General features: G+C 56.0%; 18 protein-coding genes and 2 pseudogenes. 8 read left to right on the forward strand and 12 right to left on the reverse strand.

The annotated features are described in order from the left end of the window. Nucleotides 1-5: 5 nt before the first annotated feature. The 3 genes from trpB to E1180_RS06940 form a co-directional block, all read right to left on the reverse strand. On the reverse strand, nucleotides 6-1211 hold the full coding sequence (gene trpB, locus E1180_RS06930) for a tryptophan synthase subunit beta (protein ID WP_155190510.1): 1206 nt from the start codon (nucleotides 1209-1211) through the stop codon (nucleotides 6-8). A 13-nt stretch (nucleotides 1212-1224) separates the two neighbouring features. Further along, nucleotides 1225-1890: a phosphoribosylanthranilate isomerase gene (locus E1180_RS06935; protein WP_155190446.1), complete on the reverse strand. Its 666-nt coding sequence runs from the start codon at nucleotides 1888-1890 to the stop codon at nucleotides 1225-1227. 115 nt (nucleotides 1891-2005) lie between these two features. Beyond that, nucleotides 2006-4288: an NADP-dependent malic enzyme gene (locus tag E1180_RS06940; protein WP_155190447.1), complete on the reverse strand. Its 2283-nt coding sequence runs from the start codon at nucleotides 4286-4288 to the stop codon at nucleotides 2006-2008. A 138-nt stretch (nucleotides 4289-4426) separates the two neighbouring features. Between E1180_RS06940 and mutS the strand changes: the two genes are divergently transcribed. After that, nucleotides 4427-7147: a DNA mismatch repair protein MutS gene (gene mutS / locus E1180_RS06945; RefSeq protein ID WP_155190448.1), complete on the forward strand. Its 2721-nt coding sequence runs from the start codon at nucleotides 4427-4429 to the stop codon at nucleotides 7145-7147. Between the two features lie 105 nt (nucleotides 7148-7252). On the opposite strand, the gene E1180_RS06950 is transcribed toward mutS, so the two are convergent. Further along, nucleotides 7253-7609 (reverse strand): hypothetical protein, encoded by a 357-nt coding sequence (locus E1180_RS06950; protein WP_155190449.1) that lies wholly within the window; start codon nucleotides 7607-7609, stop codon nucleotides 7253-7255. Between the two features lie 279 nt (nucleotides 7610-7888). Here E1180_RS06950 and E1180_RS06955 point away from each other — a divergent pair, with 279 nt between their 5' ends. Then, the gene (locus E1180_RS06955; protein ID WP_155190450.1) at nucleotides 7889-8923 is read left to right on the forward strand and encodes an MFS transporter; all 1035 of its coding nucleotides are present in this window, start codon (nucleotides 7889-7891) and stop codon (nucleotides 8921-8923) included. A gap of 6 nt (nucleotides 8924-8929) precedes the next feature. Here the strand turns inward: E1180_RS06955 and E1180_RS06960 are convergent, their stop codons facing one another. After that, nucleotides 8930-9451 (reverse strand): DUF2244 domain-containing protein, encoded by a 522-nt coding sequence (locus E1180_RS06960; RefSeq protein ID WP_155190451.1) that lies wholly within the window; start codon nucleotides 9449-9451, stop codon nucleotides 8930-8932. Between the two features lie 22 nt (nucleotides 9452-9473). Here E1180_RS06960 and nth point away from each other — a divergent pair, with 22 nt between their 5' ends. Then, a complete protein-coding gene (nth, locus tag E1180_RS06965; RefSeq protein WP_155190452.1) occupies nucleotides 9474-10301 on the forward strand; it encodes an endonuclease III in 828 nt (275 codons plus the stop codon). Continuing rightward, complete coding sequence (locus E1180_RS06970; protein WP_155190453.1) at nucleotides 10298-10846, forward strand: GNAT family N-acetyltransferase; 549 nt, start codon at nucleotides 10298-10300, stop codon at nucleotides 10844-10846. Before nth ends, E1180_RS06970 begins: the two co-directional genes overlap by 4 nt. A gap of 52 nt (nucleotides 10847-10898) precedes the next feature. Here E1180_RS06970 and irrA read toward each other — a convergent pair whose 3' ends face one another. Beyond that, nucleotides 10899-11333 carry an iron response transcriptional regulator IrrA gene (irrA, locus tag E1180_RS06975; RefSeq protein ID WP_280115228.1) on the reverse strand — a complete coding sequence of 145 codons (435 nt, stop codon included), beginning with the start codon at nucleotides 11331-11333 and terminating at the stop codon, nucleotides 10899-10901. 339 nt (nucleotides 11334-11672) lie between these two features. Between irrA and fabA the strand changes: the two genes are divergently transcribed. The 3 genes from fabA (at nucleotide 11673) to fabI (ending at nucleotide 14348) form a co-directional block, all read left to right on the forward strand. Further along, entirely contained in the window at nucleotides 11673-12182 is a 510-nt protein-coding gene (gene fabA / locus E1180_RS06980) for a 3-hydroxyacyl-[acyl-carrier-protein] dehydratase FabA (RefSeq protein ID WP_155190454.1), read from the forward strand. A 119-nt stretch (nucleotides 12183-12301) separates the two neighbouring features. Further along, nucleotides 12302-13525 carry a beta-ketoacyl-ACP synthase I gene (gene fabB, locus E1180_RS06985; protein WP_155190455.1) on the forward strand — a complete coding sequence of 408 codons (1224 nt, stop codon included), beginning with the start codon at nucleotides 12302-12304 and terminating at the stop codon, nucleotides 13523-13525. A 10-nt stretch (nucleotides 13526-13535) separates the two neighbouring features. Next, nucleotides 13536-14348, forward strand: a complete 813-nt coding sequence (gene fabI / locus E1180_RS06990) for an enoyl-ACP reductase FabI (RefSeq protein WP_155190456.1) — start codon at nucleotides 13536-13538, stop codon at nucleotides 14346-14348. Between the two features lie 67 nt (nucleotides 14349-14415). Here the strand turns inward: fabI and E1180_RS06995 are convergent, their stop codons facing one another. Beyond that, nucleotides 14416-14868 carry an SH3 domain-containing protein gene (locus tag E1180_RS06995; protein ID WP_244313993.1) on the reverse strand — a complete coding sequence of 151 codons (453 nt, stop codon included), beginning with the start codon at nucleotides 14866-14868 and terminating at the stop codon, nucleotides 14416-14418. Between the two features lie 331 nt (nucleotides 14869-15199). On the opposite strand from E1180_RS06995, the gene E1180_RS07000 reads away from it, so the two are divergent. Next, complete coding sequence (locus E1180_RS07000; protein WP_155190457.1) at nucleotides 15200-16186, forward strand: 2-hydroxyacid dehydrogenase; 987 nt, start codon at nucleotides 15200-15202, stop codon at nucleotides 16184-16186. A gap of 209 nt (nucleotides 16187-16395) precedes the next feature. On the opposite strand, the gene dnaQ is transcribed toward E1180_RS07000, so the two are convergent. From dnaQ to E1180_RS07025, 5 genes and pseudogenes are all read right to left on the reverse strand, one after another. Further along, a complete protein-coding gene (gene dnaQ, locus E1180_RS07005) occupies nucleotides 16396-17118 on the reverse strand; it encodes a DNA polymerase III subunit epsilon (RefSeq protein ID WP_155190458.1) in 723 nt (240 codons plus the stop codon). Between the two features lie 84 nt (nucleotides 17119-17202). Continuing rightward, nucleotides 17203-17790: a dephospho-CoA kinase gene (gene coaE, locus E1180_RS07010; protein WP_155190459.1), complete on the reverse strand. Its 588-nt coding sequence runs from the start codon at nucleotides 17788-17790 to the stop codon at nucleotides 17203-17205. Then, nucleotides 17787-18635 (reverse strand): shikimate dehydrogenase, encoded by an 849-nt coding sequence (locus E1180_RS07015; protein ID WP_155190460.1) that lies wholly within the window; start codon nucleotides 18633-18635, stop codon nucleotides 17787-17789. Before E1180_RS07015 ends, coaE begins: the two co-directional genes overlap by 4 nt. Then, nucleotides 18632-19223 (reverse strand): annotated as a pseudogene (locus E1180_RS07020) (Maf family protein). The gene E1180_RS07015 and the pseudogene E1180_RS07020 overlap by 4 nt, the downstream one beginning before the upstream one ends. Before the next feature lie 28 nt (nucleotides 19224-19251). Next, nucleotides 19252-20100, reverse strand: a pseudogene (locus E1180_RS07025) (pyruvate, water dikinase regulatory protein). Nucleotides 20101-20426: the final 326 nt, after the last annotated feature.

The following is a 20426-nucleotide window of genomic DNA, read 5'->3' on the forward strand; positions in this document are numbered from 1 at the left end:
AAGCTTCAGAGATCGAAGCCAAGCATCTGCCCCACCGCAAAGACATCCTTGTCGCCGCGGCCGCACAGGTTCATGACTAGGATCTGATCCTTTCCCATCTGCGGGGCAAGCTTTGCGACCTGTGCCAGAGCATGGGCAGGCTCAAGCGCCGGAATGATCCCTTCCACCCGTGTCAGCATCTGAAAAGCATCCAGCGCTTCCGTGTCCATGATCGGAACATACTCCACACGGCCGATGTCTTTCAGCCAGGAGTGTTCCGGCCCGATGCCCGGATAATCCAATCCAGCCGAGATGGAATGGCCTTCAAGGATCTGGCCGTCATCATCCTGCAGCAGAAACGTCCGGTTTCCATGGAGAACGCCCGGCTTGCCCGCGTTCAGGGACGCGCAATGCTCGTCGCCGTCCAAACCGTGGCCACCAGCTTCCACACCGTAGATCTTGACGTCCTTGTCATCGAGGAAGGGGTGGAACATGCCGATTGCGTTCGAACCGCCACCGACAGAGGCAACCAGCGCATCCGGCAAACGCCCTTCGGCCTCAAGGATCTGCTCGCGCAGCTCTTTGCCGATAACAGACTGGAAGTCACGCACCATCTCCGGATAAGGGTGCGGTCCGGCAGCTGTTCCGATCAAGTAATAGGTGTCATCGACATTGGTCACCCAGTCGCGCAGCGCCTCGTTCATGGCGTCTTTCAACGTCCCGGCGCCGGCTGTCACCGGCACGATTTCCGCGCCAAGTAGCTTCATCCGGAACACGTTCGGCTTTTGACGCTCGACGTCGGTCGCCCCCATATAGACCACACAGGGCAGGCCGAAGCGGGCACAAACGGTGGCCGTTGCCACGCCATGCTGCCCAGCACCGGTTTCAGCGATAATCCGGGTCTTGCCCATACGCTTGGCAAGCAGGATCTGACCCAGGCAATTGTTGATCTTGTGGGACCCTGTGTGGTTCAGCTCGTCGCGCTTGAAGTAGATCTTTGCGCCGCCAAGCTCTTCCGTTAGCCGCTCTGCAAAATAGAGAGGCGACGGACGTCCGGTGTAATGCGTGTTCAGCTTCTCGACTTCAGCATGGAATGCCGGGTCGTTCTTGGCGTCCTTGTATTCCTTCTCGAGATCCAGAATGAGCGGCATGAGGGTTTCGGCGACGTAGCGGCCCCCAAAGATACCGAAATGCCCGCGGTCGTCCGGTCCGGTCCGGATGCTGTTCGCCATGTCGTTCACGCGTCTACTCCTTAACCGCTGCTACTTCAGCGCCTTTGACTGCTGCCATGAAGGCCCGGATCAAATCCGGATCCTTTACGCCCTTTTCCCGCTCAACACCGGAGGAAAGGTCAATTTCCCTGGCGCCGCTGAGGCGAATGGCTTCAGCCACATTGTCCATTTTGAGACCACCGGAAAGCATGAAGGGCTTCGGCAGGTCAAGATCTTTCAAAACCGTCCAGTCGAACGAAACACCGTTGCCGCCTGGAAGAACGGAGTCTTTTGGCGGCTTGGCATCAAACAGGATGCGATCTGCAACAATAGCGTAGTAATGCGCTTGTTCCAGATCCGCTTTTTCCGAAATCGAAATCGCCTTCATCACCTTCGTCCCGTGCATGACCTTGGCAGCGGCAAGGGATTCCGGCGTTTCGGACCCGTGAAACTGGAACGTGTCCGGCCCGACGAGTTCCTTAATCCGCGACAATCCGTCCAGATCCATATTCACTGTCACGGCGACGATTTCCGCCCGGCCGCGGGCCATATCGGCAAGTTTGCAAGCTTCGGTCAAACTCACATGGCGCGGACTCTTCGGGAAGAACATCAAGCCGACCATGTCCGCTCCCGCGTCCAGCGCAGCTTCCATGGTCTCCTCGGTCGACAGACCGCAAATTTTCACTTTGATATCGGACATGGCTACGAGGTATCGCCGCTGCAGATGGGATTGTCAAAAGGGAAAATCGGCGCGGATCTTCGATACGATCCGCACCAACTATCTGGCCTCCGATCGACGTTCAGAAGGACAGCGATCAGGTCACGTTAAACGCGGCGATGGCTGCCATGTTGACGATGTCGCTGTCCTTGGCCCCCAATGGAACAATCTGGATCGACTTGTCGAACCCGACCAGAAGCGGACCGATCACTGTTGCTCCGCCCAATTCCTGGAGCATTTTCGTTGAAATTGAGGCCGAGTGAAACGCTGGCATGACCAGAACGTTGGCAGGGCCGGACAGGCGGCAGAACGGGTAGGCGGCCATCCGGTCGAGGTTTAGCGCAACATCGGCGGCCATCTCACCGTCATACTCAAAATCCACCCGGCGCCGGTCCAGAATGTGCACCGCTTCCTGCACTTTCTCCGACCGCTCACCGCGCGGGTGGCCAAATGTGGAATAAGCCAGCATGGCAACACGCGGCTCATAACCGAGCTTGCGGGCAACATGGGCCGCTTCCTCGGCAATATCCGCCAGCTCTTCGGAATTCGGCATATCGATCACGGCAGTATCGGCAATCAGGACTGTCCGGCCTTTCGCCAGAGCCAGGGACACCCCGATCACCCGGTGGCCCGGCTTCGGATCAATCGTTGCCTTAACCGTGTCGAGCGCCACTGAATAGTTACGGGTCAAGCCTGTCACCATGGCGTCGGCATCGCCGCGCGCCACCATGACTGCCCCCCAATAGTTCCGGTCGTTGTTCACCATGCGCTGGCAATCGCGCAGCAAGTAACCTTTGCGCTGGAGGCGGGCATAAAGATATTGCGCGTAATCCGTATTCCGGTCCGACAGGCGCGCGTTTTGAATGGAAACACCGCTGCGCTCGATATCGATACCGGCCTGGTGGGCCATGGATTTGATCTCGTCCTCGCGGCCGATCAGGATGGCTTCGCCAAGGCCCTGGGCAACAAAACTTGCCGCCGCGCGGATCACCGGCTCTTCCTCGCCTTCGGCAAAGACAACGCGTTTGGGCTGCTGGCGGACTTTTGAGAAAATCCGCTGCAAGGTGCCCGCAACAGGGTCACGCCGCGCGGAAAGTTCATGCTTGTAGGCATCCATGTCGACGATCGGGCGCTTGGCAACACCGGAATCCATGGCGGCCTGGGCAACGGCAGGCGGAATTGTGAACATCAATCGGGGATCGAACGGCACCGGAATAATGTATTCGGGCCCGAATTTCGGCCGGTTTCCGCGATAAGCAGCCGCCACCTCATCGGGAACCTCTTCCCGGGCCAGCTCTGCCAGCGCTTGGGCACACGCCACTTTCATGTCGTCGTTAATGGTCGTTGCCTGGACGTCCAGCGCCCCCCGGAAGATGTACGGAAACCCGAGAACGTTATTGACCTGATTGGGATAATCCGACCGGCCGGTGGCAACAATAGCATCGTCGCGGACTTCGGCCGCTTCTTCCGGTGTGATTTCCGGATCCGGATTGGCCATTGCAAAGATGATCGGGTTGGGCGCCATGACACGCAGCATGTCCGGCGTGAGGGCGCCTTTGACGGAAACACCGAAGAAGACATCCGCACCCTTCAGCGCATCATAGAGAGACCGGTTGTCGGACTCGATCGCATGGGCCGATTTCCATTGGTTCATGCCCTCCGCGCGGCCTTTGTAGATCACGCCCTTTGTGTCGCATAGCGTGACATTATCATGCGGAATGCCCATGGCCTTAATCAGCTCGATACAGGCAATTCCCGCAGCACCGGCGCCGTTGCAGACCACTTTCGTGTCTTTCATATCCCGGCCGGTCAGGTGCAGTGCGTTGATGAGGCCGGCAGCCGCGATGATCGCCGTGCCGTGCTGATCATCATGAAAGACCGGAATATCCATCAACTCGCGGAGGCGCTGTTCGATGATAAAGCAATCCGGAGCCTTGATGTCCTCCAGGTTAATCCCGCCAAAGGACGGGCCCATGTAACGGACCGAATTCACGAACTCGTCGACGTCTTGCGTATCGATCTCCAAATCAATGGAATCCACATCGGCGAACCGCTTGAACAGAACGGATTTACCCTCCATCACCGGCTTTGAGGCCAGTGCCCCAAGATTCCCGAGGCCCAGGATCGCAGTGCCATTGGAGATCACAGCCACAAGATTTCCCTTGGTGGTGTAGTCGTAAGCCCGGCTTGGATCCTCGGCAATCGCCCGCACCGGGACGGCAACACCTGGCGAATAGGCCAGTGACAAGTCACGCTGTGTCGCCATGGGTTTGGTCGGCGTCACCTCCAGCTTTCCCGGCTTTCCCTGTTGGTGAAACTGTAGGGCTTCTTGTTCGGTGAAGCTGACAGCGGTCTTGGGCGAAGTCTTTTTGGCGGACATAACGGCGGCGTTTCCTCGAGATTTTTTGCGCTTTCCGGCGGGCGGGACATTGACCTTATCCCCTGAAAAATAAAGCCTCAAGACAAGATGCCATACGCCAATCGTGGAATGGCCCGCGAGGTTTGCTAGGAAAAAGGCATGACCCAGGCAAGCGTGCAAAACACGGCCCCGGCAGACACGAAAGTGACGCCGATGATGGCCCAGTACATCGAGATCAAAACAGCCAACCCGGACAGCCTTCTGTTTTACCGGATGGGAGATTTCTACGAGCTGTTTTTTGAAGATGCAGAGGTGGCAGCCCGCGCGCTGGGCATAACACTGACCAAACGCGGCAAGCACCAGGGAAATGACATCCCAATGTGCGGTGTGCCCGTGCACGCAGCTGATGATTACCTGCAAAAACTGATCGCGCTGGGCCACCGCGTTTCGGTCTGCGAGCAAACGGAAGATCCTGCAGAAGCGAAAAAGCGCGGTTCAAAGTCGGTGGTCCGCCGGGATGTTGTGCGCCTCGTCACGCCTGGAACGCTGACCGAGGAACGATTGCTGGACTCCGGTGCCAACAATTACCTGATGGCCTTGACGCGGCTCAAAGGCGGATCTCTGACCGGCGATGCCGTTTATGGACTTGCATGGATCGACATGTCGACTGGCACATTTCAGGTGTCCGAGACGGATCACCAGCGGCTGGCGGCTGACTTGGCTCAAGTTGCTCCGCGCGAACTGATCATAGCCGACATGCTGCTTCAAGAGAGTGATCTCAGGCAGATCGCAGAACAGTCAGGCGGCGCGCTCTCGCCGGTTCCCCGCACGTTTTTTGACGGATCCACTGCGGCCGATCGCCTGTCTCACTATTTCGGCGTGAAAACTCTGGACGGCTTTGGAACGTTTACACGTGCCGAATTGTCTGCCGCCGCAGGCATTCTCGCCTATGTCGAAAAAACACAACTCGGCGAAAGACCGCCCCTTGATCCGCCAGTCCGCGAAGCGGGCGCAGGCCGGATGCTGATCGATCCGGCTACACGGGCCAATCTAGAATTGTCGCGCACCCTGTCCGGCGAACGGCAGGGATCATTGCTTGCAACCATAGACAGGACTGTGACCGGAGGCGGCTCCCGTCTGCTTGCAAGCCGTCTTGCAGGCCCGCTGGTGGATGTGGATGCCATTCACCGGCGCCAGTACGCGGTATCGTTCTTCTTAGAGAACGAAATCATGCGCGAAAGCCTGCGGCAAACGCTGAAAGGAGCGCCGGATATGGCGCGCGCGCTGTCTAGGATCGCGCTTAGCCGCGGCGGGCCGCGTGATATCCTGGCCATAGCACACGGACTGACGGCTTCCCTTGCCGTACTGGAGCAGACCGGCGCAACCCCATCTGAGATCCCAGCGGAGATTGCAGCGGCCCGTGCGAGCCTCGAACAAGCCCCGCACGGCCTTGGATCCGAATTGCTGGCTGCCATCAAAGATGAGCCGCCGCTCCTGAAGCGCGACGGCGGCTTTGTCGCCAGCGGATACAATGCCGACCTTGATGAACTTCGGGCGCTTCGCGACGAAAGCCGGAAGGTGATCGCCAAGCTGCAGGCCGACTATTCCGAAGAACTTGGTCTGCGGTCCCTGAAGATCAAACACAACAATGTTCTCGGCTGGTTCATCGAAGCCCCCACCGCGCAAACGGAAAAGCTGACAGCCGATCCCGGCCGGTTCATTCACCGGCAGACCATGGCCGGCGCCATGCGATTCACCACCACGGAACTTGCCGATCTTGAATCCAAGATTGCCAGTGCCGGCGAGCGCGCCATGGCCATCGAGCTGGAGATCTTCGACCGGCTCACTGCCGCCATTATCGAAGCCGGCGCGGCGATCAAGTCAGCCGCCCATGGCCTATCCAAACTCGATGTGTCCGCGGCTTTGGCCAAGCTTGCCCAGGAAGAGAATTATTCGCGCCCGCTAATTGACGACAGCCGAGCATTCGAAATCAAGGGCGGACGGCACCCTGTCGTAGAACAGGCCCTACGAAAAGGGGGCGGCGAGAGCTTTGTGGCAAACGATGCCGATCTGGGCCCGGAAGCTGGAGAAGATATCGGGCATATCTGGCTGATCACCGGCCCCAACATGGCCGGTAAGTCCACCTTCTTGCGGCAAAACGCACTCATTGCCGTATTGGCGCAAATGGGCGGATATGTGCCTGCGCTTTCCGCGCATATCGGTGTTGTCGACCGCCTGTTCTCACGGGTCGGGGCAGCAGATGATCTTGCCCGTGGCCGCTCGACCTTCATGGTGGAAATGGTGGAGACGGCTGCCATTCTCAATCAGGCCGGTGACCGGTCCCTGGTTATTCTGGATGAAATTGGCCGGGGCACCGCCACATTCGACGGCCTTTCGATTGCCTGGGCAACCATCGAGCATCTGCACGAAGTCAACAAGTCCCGCGCTCTGTTCGCGACGCATTATCATGAGTTGACGGCGCTTTCCGCCAAACTCGACCGCCTGTCCAATGCCACGGTGTCGGTCAAGGAGTGGAATGGGGACGTCATCTTCCTGCATGAGATTGTGCCCGGTGCCGCCGACCGGTCTTACGGTATCCAGGTGGCCAAACTCGCCGGGCTGCCGGCGATGGTTGTGGAGCGCTCCAAACAGGTCTTGAGCCAGCTGGAAGAGCAGGACAGGAATACAGCGTCAGAAACGCTGATCGATGAGCTGCCACTGTTTGCAAGCTTGAGCCCCCAAGCCGCGGCACCAACAGCCGTATCCGCCCCAGAAAGCGCTGCCCTAACGGCGCTTTCAAATTTCAATCCGGATGACATGACCCCGCGCGAAGCCCTGGACGCGCTCTACAAACTGAAGGCCATGCAGGCTCAGGAGTAAAAGCACCACGTTTTGCGGATAAGGCCGGCGCTTCGTCCTCAATCCAAGCCGGAGTGTTTTGCCAGTCAGCACCTCAGACAAGCGGACCTGCTGGCGCTAAGGACATCATTTTGCGGAGGTTTTGTCCGCCTTTGATCCCGCAGTACGGTGCCAGGCTTTAATCTCGGCGATTTCCAACTGCATGGCCTTGAAAACCTCCAAGGTTTCCCTGTCCTTCTCGGACAGGTTTTTTTTGAATTCGACTTGATCGATCAGGACCTCCAGAACATCACTGATGCGTCCAATCTGGCGGCCGTAACTGCCGACTTCGGTCAGGATATCCTGCTCGACTTCCGGAGCAGATGACCGGCCAAGATTTATGTTGATCAGGCCAAATTGACTCCCCATGGCCCGGAACATAGCGGTCCACGGATTGATGGCCTGCGTCACATCTCCAGAAAGAGGTAGGTGAAAAGACGGCATGCGGCACCTCTTGCTTGATCTCCAGTCCGTATTAGACGGGAAGTCCTGCTGCACTGCAACCAAATGGTGATTGAACTTGACCCGCAACCGTCAAATCGTCAGGTTCAGGCTCCTGCCTTTCGATGAAGCGACTCAACCTTTGCTTTCCAAATTATCTTTCCCGCCAAGAGCGATGCTTCTGGCCGTCGGGCTTTTGTTCATAAACAGCCTGTGCATTGGCGCGACCGTGCCGACACTGGCGTATTTCATCGTTGAAGGGCTGGGCGCCCCCCCTGGCAGGTGGGTCTTTACACCGGGGTCGTCATACCACTGACACTTGTGACCAACAGGTGGGCTGGCGAGAAGTTCGATCAGAGCATAGCTGTTCGCACGCTCTTGATGATTGCAGCACTGTCTTTCATCACCATGTGCCTTGCCTTGTCGCAGGTCAGCTCCTTACCTGTTTTTCTGGCGGTCACTATCCCCCTGATGAGCCTCACCAATATGGGGTCCGGGATCGGGTTCGCTTATGGCCGGGTGAGGGCCGAGCAATTGCAGCTCGACACGACCGCCATGAACTCGTGGCTGCGCATTTCCGTTTCTCTTGGCTGGATGATCGGCCCTGCACTCAGTTACTCTGTTATTGCGGTGTCGGGCTTTACGGCAGCCTTTTTAATTGCAGCCCTTCTTGGCGCCGTTTGGCTTTTCGTTATGCTTCTGTCCATCCCAAACGGATTTCGGGCCCCAAGCAAAACAAGGAAACAAAACACCGGTGGGCCGGTGAACTGGGGCCTCCTGCTGGCCGGTGGAACCTGCGTCCTTTTCACAGCCACAAATTCCTTGTTCGTCTCTGCAATGCCCCTCTATTTCGTAACAGAAGTGGCATTGCCCGAGTTCACGCCAGGCTTATCGCTTTCAATCAAATGTGCGGTTGAAATTGGTGCGATCTTTGTGTCGGCATTTCTGGCGGAGCGCTTTGGCTTCAAGCCCGTGCTCCTCGCCTCAGCTGCCCTTGGAATTGCCGGGATGCTTCTATTCTCGATCGCCTCCTCGATATGGCACGTGGCTGCAATTTCGGCTTTGGAGGGATTGTATTACGGCTTGTTCGCGGGCGTGGCGATAACCTATGTGCAAAGCTTCGCTCCGAACCGGTTGGGTCGGGCAACGGCAACCTATATGAACAGTCTTTTCCTGGGTGGTATGATCGGCAGTGTGTCGATGGGGTTCATCGCGAGCAGCTTCGATTTCCGGGCTGTCCTTTTTGTCGCTGCGGCCTGTTCAGCAACGGCGCTTTGTGCGGTTGCTCTTGGGGGCCGGCGGCATGCTCAAAATTAGCCCGGATCAGAAGGTGCTGGATTTTGCCGTAGCAAGGGCATTTGCCATGGCACCGGCAAAACTCGTCCGGTCCTCCGGATTGAGAAACTGGCCGAGATCAACAGTTTCCCCCCGGCTGGTCAACGAAATGGCGGTGACGCCCTCGTCTTCAATCCGTTCAACGGAAAGGCGGACCCACAAGGGATTGAACTTGAATTCCAGCTCCCGCCGGCCGGGCCCGATTTTGCGGATTACGATCTCGTTCCGGGACACTTTGATTTCTTCATAGGCACGTGCAGATGCGTAATTGAGCCTGAACGCCAAATAGAGGAGCGCAACATCCAGGCCGAAAAAACCAAAGACAGGCCACGCACCAATTTGCCAAAATATGATGCCGGCCACAAAGCTAATGAGGCCGAAACAGCCCATGAGAATCATGAAACCGTTTGGACCCAAGGACCGGTGCGGTGTCAGAACTGCCGAGAAAAAAGGCCGGTCTTCCTCGGAAAAATCGTCCATTTTATCGTGTTTCGGATTGTTCTCGCTCATGCCTTGAGATTATAGAAAGAACATGAGCGAAGCAAAGAGCCAGCCGAACGCCAAATCTGCCAAACGCGCCGCAAAACGCCCTGGCAAACCGGCGAAAATACTTAAGAAAGCGCCTTCCGTTGACAATCCAGGACGGGTTTTGAAGCGCTCACGCTACAGCAAGGCCGAAGCCTACGCGATTTTTGAAAGGTTCCATGCGGATAATCCCGAGCCTGAGGGTGAGCTGGATTATATCAATGCCTATACTTTGCTAGTTGCGGTTCTTTTGTCCGCTCAGGCAACCGATGTCGGCGTCAACCGTGCAACCAAGCATTTGTTCCAAATTGCCGACACGCCGGAAAAAATGGTTGCGCTTGGTGAAGACCGCGTCCGCGAAGAGATCCGGACAATCGGCCTTTTCAAGACCAAAGCCAAAAATGTCATCCTCATGTCGGAACAGCTCATCCGCGATCATGGTGGCGAAGTTCCTGAAAACCGGGAAGCACTGGAAAAGCTGCCCGGAGTTGGCCGCAAGACCGCGAATGTTGTCCTCAATATCTTTTTCGGACACCCGACCATTGCAGTCGACACACATTTGTTCCGGCTGGGGAACCGGATTGGAATTGCACCTGGCAAGACTCCATTAGACGTTGAAAAGGCTATGGAAAAAGCCGTCCCAGTCGAGTTTTCCCTACATGCGCATCATTGGCTGATCTTGCACGGGCGATACATCTGCAAGGCTCGAAAACCCGAATGCAAACGCTGCGTAATCTATGACCTATGCAAAAGCCCGGAAAAAGAAAAATTTGACGCGATCCCTGACATCGCAGTGAGAACCAAGGCATTGATTTTGAAGGACACCGCAGCTTGAGTTTCCCCCTCGGTCCCTTCCCGGCTTGTGAGCGGTTGCGGTTCAGGCTTCCGTCGACAAACGACGCAGCGTTTTATCTGAAGCTGATGAATGAACCGGACTATATCCGGTTCATTGCAAACCATGATCTGAAGACGGAAGAGGACGCCCTCCAGTACATTAAGGGCAAATCGCTCGCACGGTTCGCCCAACACAAGGTTGGTCTCTGGGTAGTCGAATTGAAGGAAACGGGTGACCCTGTCGGCGTATGCGGCCTTGTGTTCCGGAAAGAGCTCGAACATCCGGACCTTGGATACGCCCTTCTGGAAAAATACCGGGGCCGCGGCTTTGCCAGGGAAGCTGCAACAGCCGTGCTTGAGTTTGCCGGAAAGGTTCTGAAGCTGCGGACGCTTTGCGCCATCACCGCACCGGACAATGCGGCATCTTCAAATGTCCTGAAGAAAATCGGCTTTGAAGCGGATGGGCAACTCCACTTGACCGAAATCGGCGCAACCGCCGATTACTATGTCTGGAAACTGCGCTATGTCGAGAAGGGCTTGGCCTAGATCAGCTTTGGGCGTTTCTTACAAAACACCCGGTGCTCTGCAACGAGCCTCGTTACGTCTTGGGCCGAACACGAACCACAACATCCACCCGAACCACTTCCATACCTTCCGGTGCATGCGGAATGGATCCGATCCCAACACCCTCTCCAGGGATATCAATGACCCGGTTCTCACCTTCGATAAAGAAGTGGTGGTGGTCGGAAACGTTGGTATCGAAGTAGGTCTTGTTGCCGTCGATCGCGACTTCGCGCAGAAGCCCGGCTTCCGTGAACTGATGGAGCGTATTGTAGACTGTTGCCAATGACACAGGCACATCAGCACTGACTGCTTCTTCATGAAGCAGTTCCGCGGAAATATGCCGGTCCCCCTTGGAATATAGAATTTCCGCGAGCGAAACCCGCTGGCGCGTTGGGCGCAGCCCAGCGTCCCGCAAAATATTCCGTACGGCTTTTTCCGTCATTCCGTTTTCAACGTGGTGTGTCGTCATTCCTGTCTCGTCCAAGAAGCTCGTCACTCTGTCCTGATCCAAATGATCCAGCCAGTATGCGGCTGCCGGGTTCAAAACCCGTGAACTTTCCTATATGTGGCATTTATTGCCTCTAATGTGCAAGTTTTAACGCAGTTCGCCTGATCTTGCCAGATGCCGCCGGGCGGCGAAAATCAGCTTCCAAACGTTCTAAATCAGCAAAAATGCGAGTTGCTTTGCCGAACTGACATCTTTCAGTCATGGTTCCCCTGTGTTAGGAAGGCGCCGCAAACCAATCAAAAACAAACCGCTTCCGTCTGTTAGAACGCTTGAGACGGAACCAAAAACAACGGATCTTGAATGACCGAGCGCCGCTCCAGCTACGATTACGAAGCTCTTCTCGCCTGCGGCCGCGGCGAGCTGTTTGGCGAGGGCAATGCTCAATTGCCGCTGCCGCCAATGTTGATGTTCGACCGGATTACGGAGATTTCCGAAGCCGGCGGCGAGTATGACAAGGGGTTTATCCGGGCAGAATTCGATATCAAACCGGATCTCTGGTTCTTCCCGTGCCACTTTCAGGGCAACCCGATCATGCCGGGCTGCCTCGGTCTTGATGCCCTATGGCAGCTGACAGGGTTCTACCTTGGCTGGCTCGGACTTCCCGGTAAAGGCATGGCCTTGTCCACCGGCGAAGTAAAATTCAAGGGAATGGTCACACCGGAAACCAAGCTGGTCGAATATGGTGTTGATTTCAAACGGGTCATGAAAGGCCGTCTGGTTCTCGGCATCGCCGATGGCTGGCTTAAGGCGGACGGCGAACAGATCTACAAGGCAACGGATCTGCGGGTCGGGCTTTCCACCCAAACCTGATCTGAGTTACCAGCATCGGCCAAAAATCCGGCGCTCCCGCAACATGGACGCGCCGGTTTGCATATACTGACCAGGCTCGCCACATAGGCCTGACCTACTTTGAACACTAGGAGACCGCAATGAGACGCGTTGTCGTCACCGGGATCGGTATCGTTTCCTCCATCGGATCTAACGCCCAAGAAGTTCTCGCGAGCTTGCGGGAGGGGAAATCCGGCATCAGCTTTGCCCCAGATTATGCAGAGCATGGCTTTCGCAGCCAAGTTCATGGCATGCCAAACGTTGACATTGCAGAGCTGATCGACAAGCGCCAGCTGCGGTTCATGGGCGACGGCGCCGCCTATAACTACATTTCGATGCAACAGGCGATCTCCGACAGCGGACTGGAAGAGAAAGACGTCTCCAACGAGCGCACCGGTCTCATCATGGGCTCCGGAGGCCCGTCCACCAAAAACCTGTTCCAGGCGCACAAGATCGTCATCGAAAAGGGCTCACCGAAACGGATGGGCCCGTTCATGGTGACCCGTGGCATGAGCTCGACCAACTCGGCCTGCCTTGCCACCCCGTTCAAGATCAAGGGCATCAACTACTCGATCACGTCCGCCTGCTCGACATCTGCACACTGCATTGGCGCTGCGACCGAACAGATCCAGTTCGGAAAGCAAGACGTGATGTTTGCCGGCGGCGGCGAAGAACTCGACTGGACACTGTCCTGCCTGTTTGACGCCATGGGCGCCATGTCCTCAAAATACAACGACACACCGGAAACGGCATCCCGCGCCTATGACGCGACCCGTGACGGTTTTGTCATCGCCGGTGGCGGCGGTGTTGTTGTTCTGGAAGAACTGGAGCATGCAAAGGCTCGCGGTGCAAAAATCTACGCGGAAGTGACTGGTTACGCTGCTAACTCGGACGGTTATGACATGGTGGCACCATCCGGTGAGGGCGGTGAGCGCTGCATGCGCATTGCCACCAGCACGCTGGGCGACCGCAAGGTCGATTACGTCAACTCCCACGGCACATCGACACCTGTTGGTGATATCGGTGAGATCGAGGCAATCCGCCGCGTCTTTGGTGAAAACCAGCCGCCGGTTTCCTCTACCAAATCGCTGACTGGCCATAGCTTGGGCGCGACCGGTGTCCAGGAGGCGATCTATTGCCTGCTCATGCTGCAGAACGACTTCATTACCGCCTCGGCAAACGTCAACGAACTCGACCCGGCCTTGACGCCGGAAGAAATCGTGACCACACGCGTCGATAATGCGGGTCTCGACACCGTCCTGTCCAACAGCTTCGGCTTCGGCGGCACAAACGCATCGCTCGCGATGTCGCGTTATCACGGCTGAGGAGCTTTGAATGTCTGACTTGATGAAAGGCAAACGCGGCCTGATTATGGGCGTTGCGAATGACCATTCGATTGCCTGGGGCATTGCCAAGACCCTTGCGGAGCATGGCGCAGAGCTTGCGTTTACCTATCAGGGGGAAGCTTTTGGGCGGCGGACCAAGCCCTTGGCGGAAAGTGTCGGTTCCACACTGATGCTGCCGTGTGATGTGGAAGACATCGACAGTGTAGATGCCGTCTTCGCCAAGCTGAAGGAAGAATGGGGCACCATCGACTTCCTGGTCCACGCGATCGGGTTTTCCGACAAGAACGAACTTAAGGGCAAATACGCTGACACCACGCGGGACAATTTTTCCCGCACCATGGTGATCTCGTGCTTCTCGTTCACCGAAATCACGAAGCGCGCAGCGGACTTGATGCCCAATGGCGGCTCTATCGTTACGCTGACCTATGGCGGCGCAACGAAAGTTATGCCGAACTACAATGTGATGGGTGTTGCCAAAGCGGCTCTGGAGTCGTCCGTTCGCTATCTTGCCGCCGACTACGGCCCTCAAAACATCCGTGTCAACGCAATTTCCGCAGGCCCTGTCCGCACTCTGGCAGGCTCTGGCGTTTCCGACGCCCGGCTGATGTTCAATTTCCAGAAACGCAATTCGCCGCTGCAACGGACTGTTTCTCTAGATGAAATTGGTGGCACAGGTCTTTATCTCCTGTCCGATCTCTCCGGCGGCGTGACCGGCGAAGTGCACTTCGTTGACAGCGGCTACAACATCATGTCGATGCCACGTCTTGAAGAGCTAAAGACTCATGAGGCCAAAGCCGATTGATGTCTGGTCCAACATGAAATCAAAAAGGCAGCCAATCGGCTGCCTTTTTTGCATTGTTTTGTGAACCTTATTCTTCAATCAATTCATCCGGATAGACCCCGAAAAGACGGGTCTGATCGAGCCATCCATCAAAGTTTTCGCCATTGACCCGGCACCAGCCGCCAACGCATCCGGAAATTGACGCTAGGACAAACGGTTCCAGCTCTGCAACAATGTCCGCATCAGATCGCGACCGGGCGCGAAGTGGGGTCCGGTCATTGCGCTCCCAGGGTGTTACCAGAGCTGTCCGGCGGCCGGACAGAAGGGAATGAAAAACCCAGCCCTGTTTGCCTTCCCAATCCCTGATATGCCGCCAGTTTTCGAATTCCTGGATGATTTCAACCGGCAGTCCTGACCTCACGAATGTCCAGGCGATATCATGATCTCTGGAAGGCCCGACCCGAACGTTGACGCGGTCGGATTTGAGGCTGACAAATCGGGGAAGCGGCAGTCCGGACGGATTACTTGTGTCCTGCGCCATTGCGGGGGCCAAAATCAAACTGGCCAGCCCAAGCACGGCAAGCAGTTTCATATAGGATCGGACGTTCGGCATTACTCGGGCCATATTGGTCGGGAGTCCAATTGTTCTTGGTTGCGGTTTTAGGGCAAGTCTTTACTAAAATTCGCTCGTAAAAACCAGCATGTCCACGAAACTCGCATGCGCATTTGACGGCGAATTTAACCGGTCCCTTGTTTCTGCCGAACCATCTGGTATGCAAATAGAAACGTCTCATCCGCCCGCGCGCCGCGCGGGTTCAAAGTGGAACCGTTGAGGTTAACAAACACTCAACGAACCGCGAAAGGCTTAAAGTATGGCGAAAAAGAAGCCCGTCGTTGTCGTGACCCGGAAGCTTCCCGATGTTGTCGAGACCCGGATGCGTGAGTTGTTTGAAACACGGCTCAACGAACATGACCGGCCTTTTAGCCAGGCAGAGTTGGTGGAGGCTGTCAGATCAGCCGACGTGCTGGTGCCCACAGTGACCGACAGGGTCGATTCCTCGGTCCTGTCCCAAGCCGGCGAAAACCTGAAATTGATCGCCAATTTCGGCAATGGTGTCGACAATATTGATGTTGTGACGGCCAACAACCGCGGCATCAATGTAACGAACACGCCGGGCGTCCTGACGGAGGACACCGCCGACATGACAATGGCGTTAATGCTTGCTGTCCCGCGGCGGCTGGCCACGGGAATAGGGGCCCTTGGGTCCGGTGAGTGGTCCGGCTGGTCACCAACATGGATGCTTGGCCACCGGATTTGGGGAAAGCGTCTCGGCATTATTGGAATGGGCCGGATCGGTCAGGCCGTTGCGCGCCGGGCCAAGGCATTCGGCATGTCGATCCACTACCATAATCGCCGCCGGGTACCGGCCGAGATCGAAGAGGGCCTGGAGGCCACCTACTGGGAAAGTCTTGATCAAATGCTGGCGCGCATGGATGTGGTTTCTATTCATTGCCCGCACACGCCTGGTACTTTCCATCTGCTCTCGGCCAGGCGCTTGAAGCTGATGAAAAAGGACGCCTATGTGGTGAACACCGCGCGCGGCGAGGTCATCGACGAAAATGCCCTTATCCGCATGCTGGAAGCTGAAGAACTGGCAGGCGCCGGTCTTGATGTGTTTGAGCATGAGCCTGCGGTCAATCCGAAGCTCGTCAAGCTCGAGAATGTGGTTCTCCTGCCGCATATGGGTTCGGCAACCATCGAAGGCCGGATTGAGATGGGCGAGAAGGTCATTATCAACATCAAGACCTTCATGGACGGCCACCGCCCGCCGGATCGCGTTCTTCCGTCGATGCTTTGATGTTTTTCAGAATTAAAAGTTCAACCCCGGCCCAGCGCCGGGGTTTTTGTTTTGGAATGGGCACTTGACGGATGCACCAGCGCGACTTCTGTCGAGGTAATTACGTTGGTCACAGCTCAAGGCCGACATGGAAAAAAGAGAGGGTAGTAGCCTAGCAACCCAGATTATTCAGGAGGATAATCAACACAGGCGTTAGTTCGAGATCCCGCTCACCCTCCGTATTTCTTCCAAAGCGCGTCGTCGCCCATGCCTTCAATAAAGGCCTGATGGGCTGACAGTTCATGATTTTGTATGAGCGGTTGAAGCGGCGCGGATCTTTGCGCTGCGTTGAATGGGCCGAGTTTTCCATATTCGCCGGCGCTGGTACCCTCTGACGTGGCACCGCTGATCTCTGCATCCGGCGACAGATCAAGGCCGGTTTGACGGCCGCCAATCAGCTCCAGATAGACTTCCGCCAGGATTTCCGCGTCAAGAAGCGCGCCATGCTTTACCCGTTTGGAATTGTCGATGCCATAACGCGAACACAGCGCATCGAGCGAATTCGGGCCGCTTGGGTGCTTTCGGCGCGCAAGATCGAGCGTATCCAAAACCTGATCATTTGAGATGAGACGGCGGCCCGCCCGTTCAAGTTCCATATTGATGAAACCCATGTCGAACGCGGCATTGTGGATGACCAGTGTCGCATCACCGACAAAATCCAAAAACGCGTCGGCCACCTGATCGAACAGCGGCTTGTCCGACAGGAACTCTTCCGACAGCCCATGTACGCGAAACGCTTCTTCAGGCATATCCCGTTGCGGGTTGATGTAGACGTGGTAGCTCTTCCCGGTCGGAATGTGGTTCCAAAGCTCCACACCGCCGATTTCCACCAAGCGGTCGCCGCCACGCGGGTTCAAACCCGTCGTTTCCGTATCAAATGAGATTTCACGCATCTTCTTGCCTTTTCGCCTCGCTCCCACTGTGCAGGAGATGAGAGGTGAGGCAAGAAGGAGCGCGGCTTTTCCCCTACCTTCAGCTTAACCGCCCGGCGCCAGTGCTTTCAGAATAGCCTTCACACTCCGGCGTGCCGGTTCCATGCCCAATCCGGTATCAATGAGAAAATGCGCGCCTTTGCGCTTTTCAATATCCGGCATCTGTTTGGCCAGGATTGCATTGAACCGGTCTTCGGTCATTCCGGGCCGGGACAATACCCGTTCACGCTGTATGCTCGCATCCGCTGTAACGACGACCACGACGTCCGCGCGGTTTTCGCCTCCGGTTTCGAAGAGCAAGGGGATATCAAGGACAACAATCCTTTGGCGGTCAGAAGCCGCTTTTTTCAAGAACGCTTGTTCTTCCTCCTGCACCAGCGGATGAACGATATCTTCAAGCCGTTTCATGGCGATAGCATTGCCGAGAACGTGCGCGGACAACTTCTTTCTATCAACCTGTCCGTTTTCAACCGTTCCCGGAAAGGCTGCCTCAATCAAAGGTGCCGCCCGCCCGCTGTAAAGCGTGTGCACCGTCTTGTCGGCATCGTGAACCGGCACACCAAGATTTGCGAACATACCGGCTGTGGTGGACTTGCCCATGCCGATGGATCCGGTCAATCCAAGCTTGATCAAGGGGTCACTCCGAGATCGGCAAGAACAAGTTCGCGTAATTCCTTATCGACTTCTGGCCGAACGCCAAACCAGCGTTTAAATCCCGGCACCGCCTGGTGAAGCAGCATACCCAAGCCATCAACCGTTTTATTGCCGCGTTTTGTAGCCTGTTTGAGCAGGCCAGTCTCCAAAGGCGCATAGACGATATCGGTGACAAGCGCGGAGACCGGCAACGTATCAAGATCAATTTCCAGCGGTGCTTTTCCCGTCATGCCAAGCGCCGTAGTGTTCACCAGAAGATCTGCTTCTCCAAGAAGTGTCCCCAGCTTGTCCCAAGCATGGGCCTTTGTTCCTGAACCAAACTGATCCTCGAGACTCTTGGCTTTTTCAAAGGTCCGATTGACGATATGCACCGTTGTGAATCCGCGGGAAAGCAAAGCCCAAATGATAGCCCGCGCCGCGCCGCCAGCGCCCAGAACGACAGCCGTTCCGCAAGCGGTATCCCAACCCGGCGCCAATTGATCCAGATTTCCCAAGAAACCAAGCCCATCGGTGTTTGCACCACACAAAGCCCCGCTCTCGTCGAGCCAAAGTGTGTTGGCAGCACCCATGGCTTTGGCGGCGTCGTCCAAATGAGCGCAGGCTGCGGCTGCAACCTCTTTATGAGGCACGGTCACATTTGCGCCAATCAATCCGGAGGCGGCAAAATCCTTGTAAAAGGCAGTGGCTGTTTCCGGTGGCACCGGTACCCGGCCATACTCTCCCTCAAGACCGTGTTTCTTGAGCCAATATCCATGCACCAGTGGAGACCGGGATTGATCGACCGGAAACCCAGTGATCGCCGCTTTTTTAGTATGTCCACTCATGCCTCAATCACTCCGAGCTCCCGCAGCTGCGCCAGCAGCGGCAACATTGGAAGGCCAAGGATGGTGAAATAGTCACCATTAATCTTTTCAAAGAGTTGCAGGCCCAACCCTTCCAGCTGATAGGCCCCGACACTCGACAAGACGCTGTCGCCAGCCTCGGCTAAGTAGTGGCCGACAAATGCCGGCGACAAGGTCCGCATGGTCAAGCGGGCAACCGACCTGACGCCAGATCGCTTCACCGCCTTTTGAAATCACAACAGCTGACAAGAGATCGTGGCTCTTGCCGGAGAATTCCAAGAGTTGGCGGCGCGCGGCTTCCATATCTTCTGGTTTGGTGCGGCGTTCGCCCTCAAAGGCGAGTATCTGATCCGCACCAACCACAAGATCATTGGGGCGGCGGGCGCTCACATCATTGGCCTTGGCTTCCGCTAACACACTGGCTAGGTCTTCTGGCGGAAACCCGGCTTTCAGCAGCGGTTCTTCCACCGAGCGCTCATCTACACTTGCTGGATCAACATCGAATTGAAGGCCGGCGTTTTTCATCAACTCAGCGCGAATTCTGCTGCCGCTCGCCAAAACCAGTGCCATAGAAGCCTCTTGATACGTTTCGTTTTAATTAGTGTGATCCGGAATTATCCCGGGTGGCTTTGAAGTCTTTGAACAAGGTCAAGATCTCAGCCGCCGTTTCCTCGATTGACCGGCGCGTGACATCAATGAGTGGCCAGTTCTGTTCGGTTCATAGTCGGCGCGTCATGTTTATTTCGCGGGAGATCTCTTTCCGGTCAACATACTGATCATTATAACCTTCTGAATTTAATGATAAAACTCTGTTCCTACGAATTTGCTGAATACGTTCAGCGGACGCAATCAATCCAACAACCATCGGCTTTTTCAAAGACATGACATGATCCGGCAAAGAAATGTTCGGCACCAGTGGCACATTGGCGGCCTTGATCCCGCGGTTCGCGAGATAAATGCAGGTCGGTGTCTTTGAGGTTCTCGAAATTCCCAGAAGGACGATGTCAGCGGATTCAAGGTCGTCCCAGATCTGCCCGTCGTCATGCATCATGGTGTAATTCAGCGCTTCCATACGGCTGAAATATTCCGCGTCCATTTCATGCTGGCCGCCAATCCGGTGGGTCTGTGTAACGTTCAGATAGGATTGAAACACCGCGAACACCGGATCCAGAATATTGACGAAGGGCGTGCCCAATTCGCGGCATTTCTGTTCCAGTCTCTGCGCAATCTCCTCGTCGACCAAAGTGTAGAGAACAATCCCCGGCGCTTTTTCGATTTCGCTGATCACCCGGTCGAGCTGTTTCTGCGAGCGGACTAACGGATAAACATGCTCGATTTCCTGGACATTTTCGTATTGAACCGTGGCAGCCCGCGCCACGGTCATGAGAGTTTCGCCAGTGGAATCCGAGACAAGATGGAGATGAAAATAGTGTCTCGGCTTATTCACTGTGTCATCCCCAGCCTTGTTGATGTTTTGGGAGTTACGGTCACTGGCTTCTGCCTAGCACGAATTTATGCCCGCTCCGCCGAATTTATTAACAATGTCTAAACGCGCGGATATCGATCCCGGAACGGTTGTGGGTTGATGGGGATCAACATGAGCGCTGTGACATTTCGACAGGCTATCCACCAACGCCCAATTTCTTAACGAAAGGTAAACAGGTTTCTAAATCGCTGTAATTACCGGCAAATTTTTGTTATCGACTCCTGGGGAGGAGTTTACGTGTTTTCAACGCCGGATTTTTCCCAAAAGAGATATTGGAGTGATGGATT

This window comes from Roseibium denhamense (genome assembly GCF_009711415.1).
GTDB lineage: Bacteria > Pseudomonadota > Alphaproteobacteria > Rhizobiales > Stappiaceae > Roseibium > Roseibium denhamense.

Bases quoted from the DNA above. Each gene is read 5' to 3' on its own strand.
- trpB (WP_155190510.1), bottom strand. From the start codon at position 1,211: ATGGCGAACAGCATCCGGACCGGACCGGACGACCGCGGGCATTTCGGT.
- E1180_RS06935 (WP_155190446.1), bottom strand. From the start codon at position 1,890: ATGTCCGATATCAAAGTGAAAATTTGCGGTCTGTCGACCGAGGAGACC.
- E1180_RS06940 (WP_155190447.1), bottom strand. From the start codon at position 4,288: ATGTCCGCCAAAAAGACTTCGCCCAAGACCGCTGTCAGCTTCACCGAA.
- mutS (WP_155190448.1), top strand. From the start codon at position 4,427: ATGACCCAGGCAAGCGTGCAAAACACGGCCCCGGCAGACACGAAAGTG.
- E1180_RS06950 (WP_155190449.1), bottom strand. From the start codon at position 7,609: ATGCCGTCTTTTCACCTACCTCTTTCTGGAGATGTGACGCAGGCCATC.
- E1180_RS06960 (WP_155190451.1), bottom strand. From the start codon at position 9,451: ATGAGCGAGAACAATCCGAAACACGATAAAATGGACGATTTTTCCGAG.
- nth (WP_155190452.1), top strand. From the start codon at position 9,474: ATGAGCGAAGCAAAGAGCCAGCCGAACGCCAAATCTGCCAAACGCGCC.
- irrA (WP_280115228.1), bottom strand. From the start codon at position 11,333: ATGACGACACACCACGTTGAAAACGGAATGACGGAAAAAGCCGTACGG.
- fabA (WP_155190454.1), top strand. From the start codon at position 11,673: ATGACCGAGCGCCGCTCCAGCTACGATTACGAAGCTCTTCTCGCCTGC.
- fabB (WP_155190455.1), top strand. From the start codon at position 12,302: ATGAGACGCGTTGTCGTCACCGGGATCGGTATCGTTTCCTCCATCGGA.
- fabI (WP_155190456.1), top strand. From the start codon at position 13,536: ATGTCTGACTTGATGAAAGGCAAACGCGGCCTGATTATGGGCGTTGCG.
- E1180_RS06995 (WP_244313993.1), bottom strand. From the start codon at position 14,868: ATGGCGCAGGACACAAGTAATCCGTCCGGACTGCCGCTTCCCCGATTT.
- E1180_RS07000 (WP_155190457.1), top strand. From the start codon at position 15,200: ATGGCGAAAAAGAAGCCCGTCGTTGTCGTGACCCGGAAGCTTCCCGAT.
- dnaQ (WP_155190458.1), bottom strand. From the start codon at position 17,118: ATGCGTGAAATCTCATTTGATACGGAAACGACGGGTTTGAACCCGCGT.
- E1180_RS07015 (WP_155190460.1), bottom strand. From the start codon at position 18,635: ATGAGTGGACATACTAAAAAAGCGGCGATCACTGGGTTTCCGGTCGAT.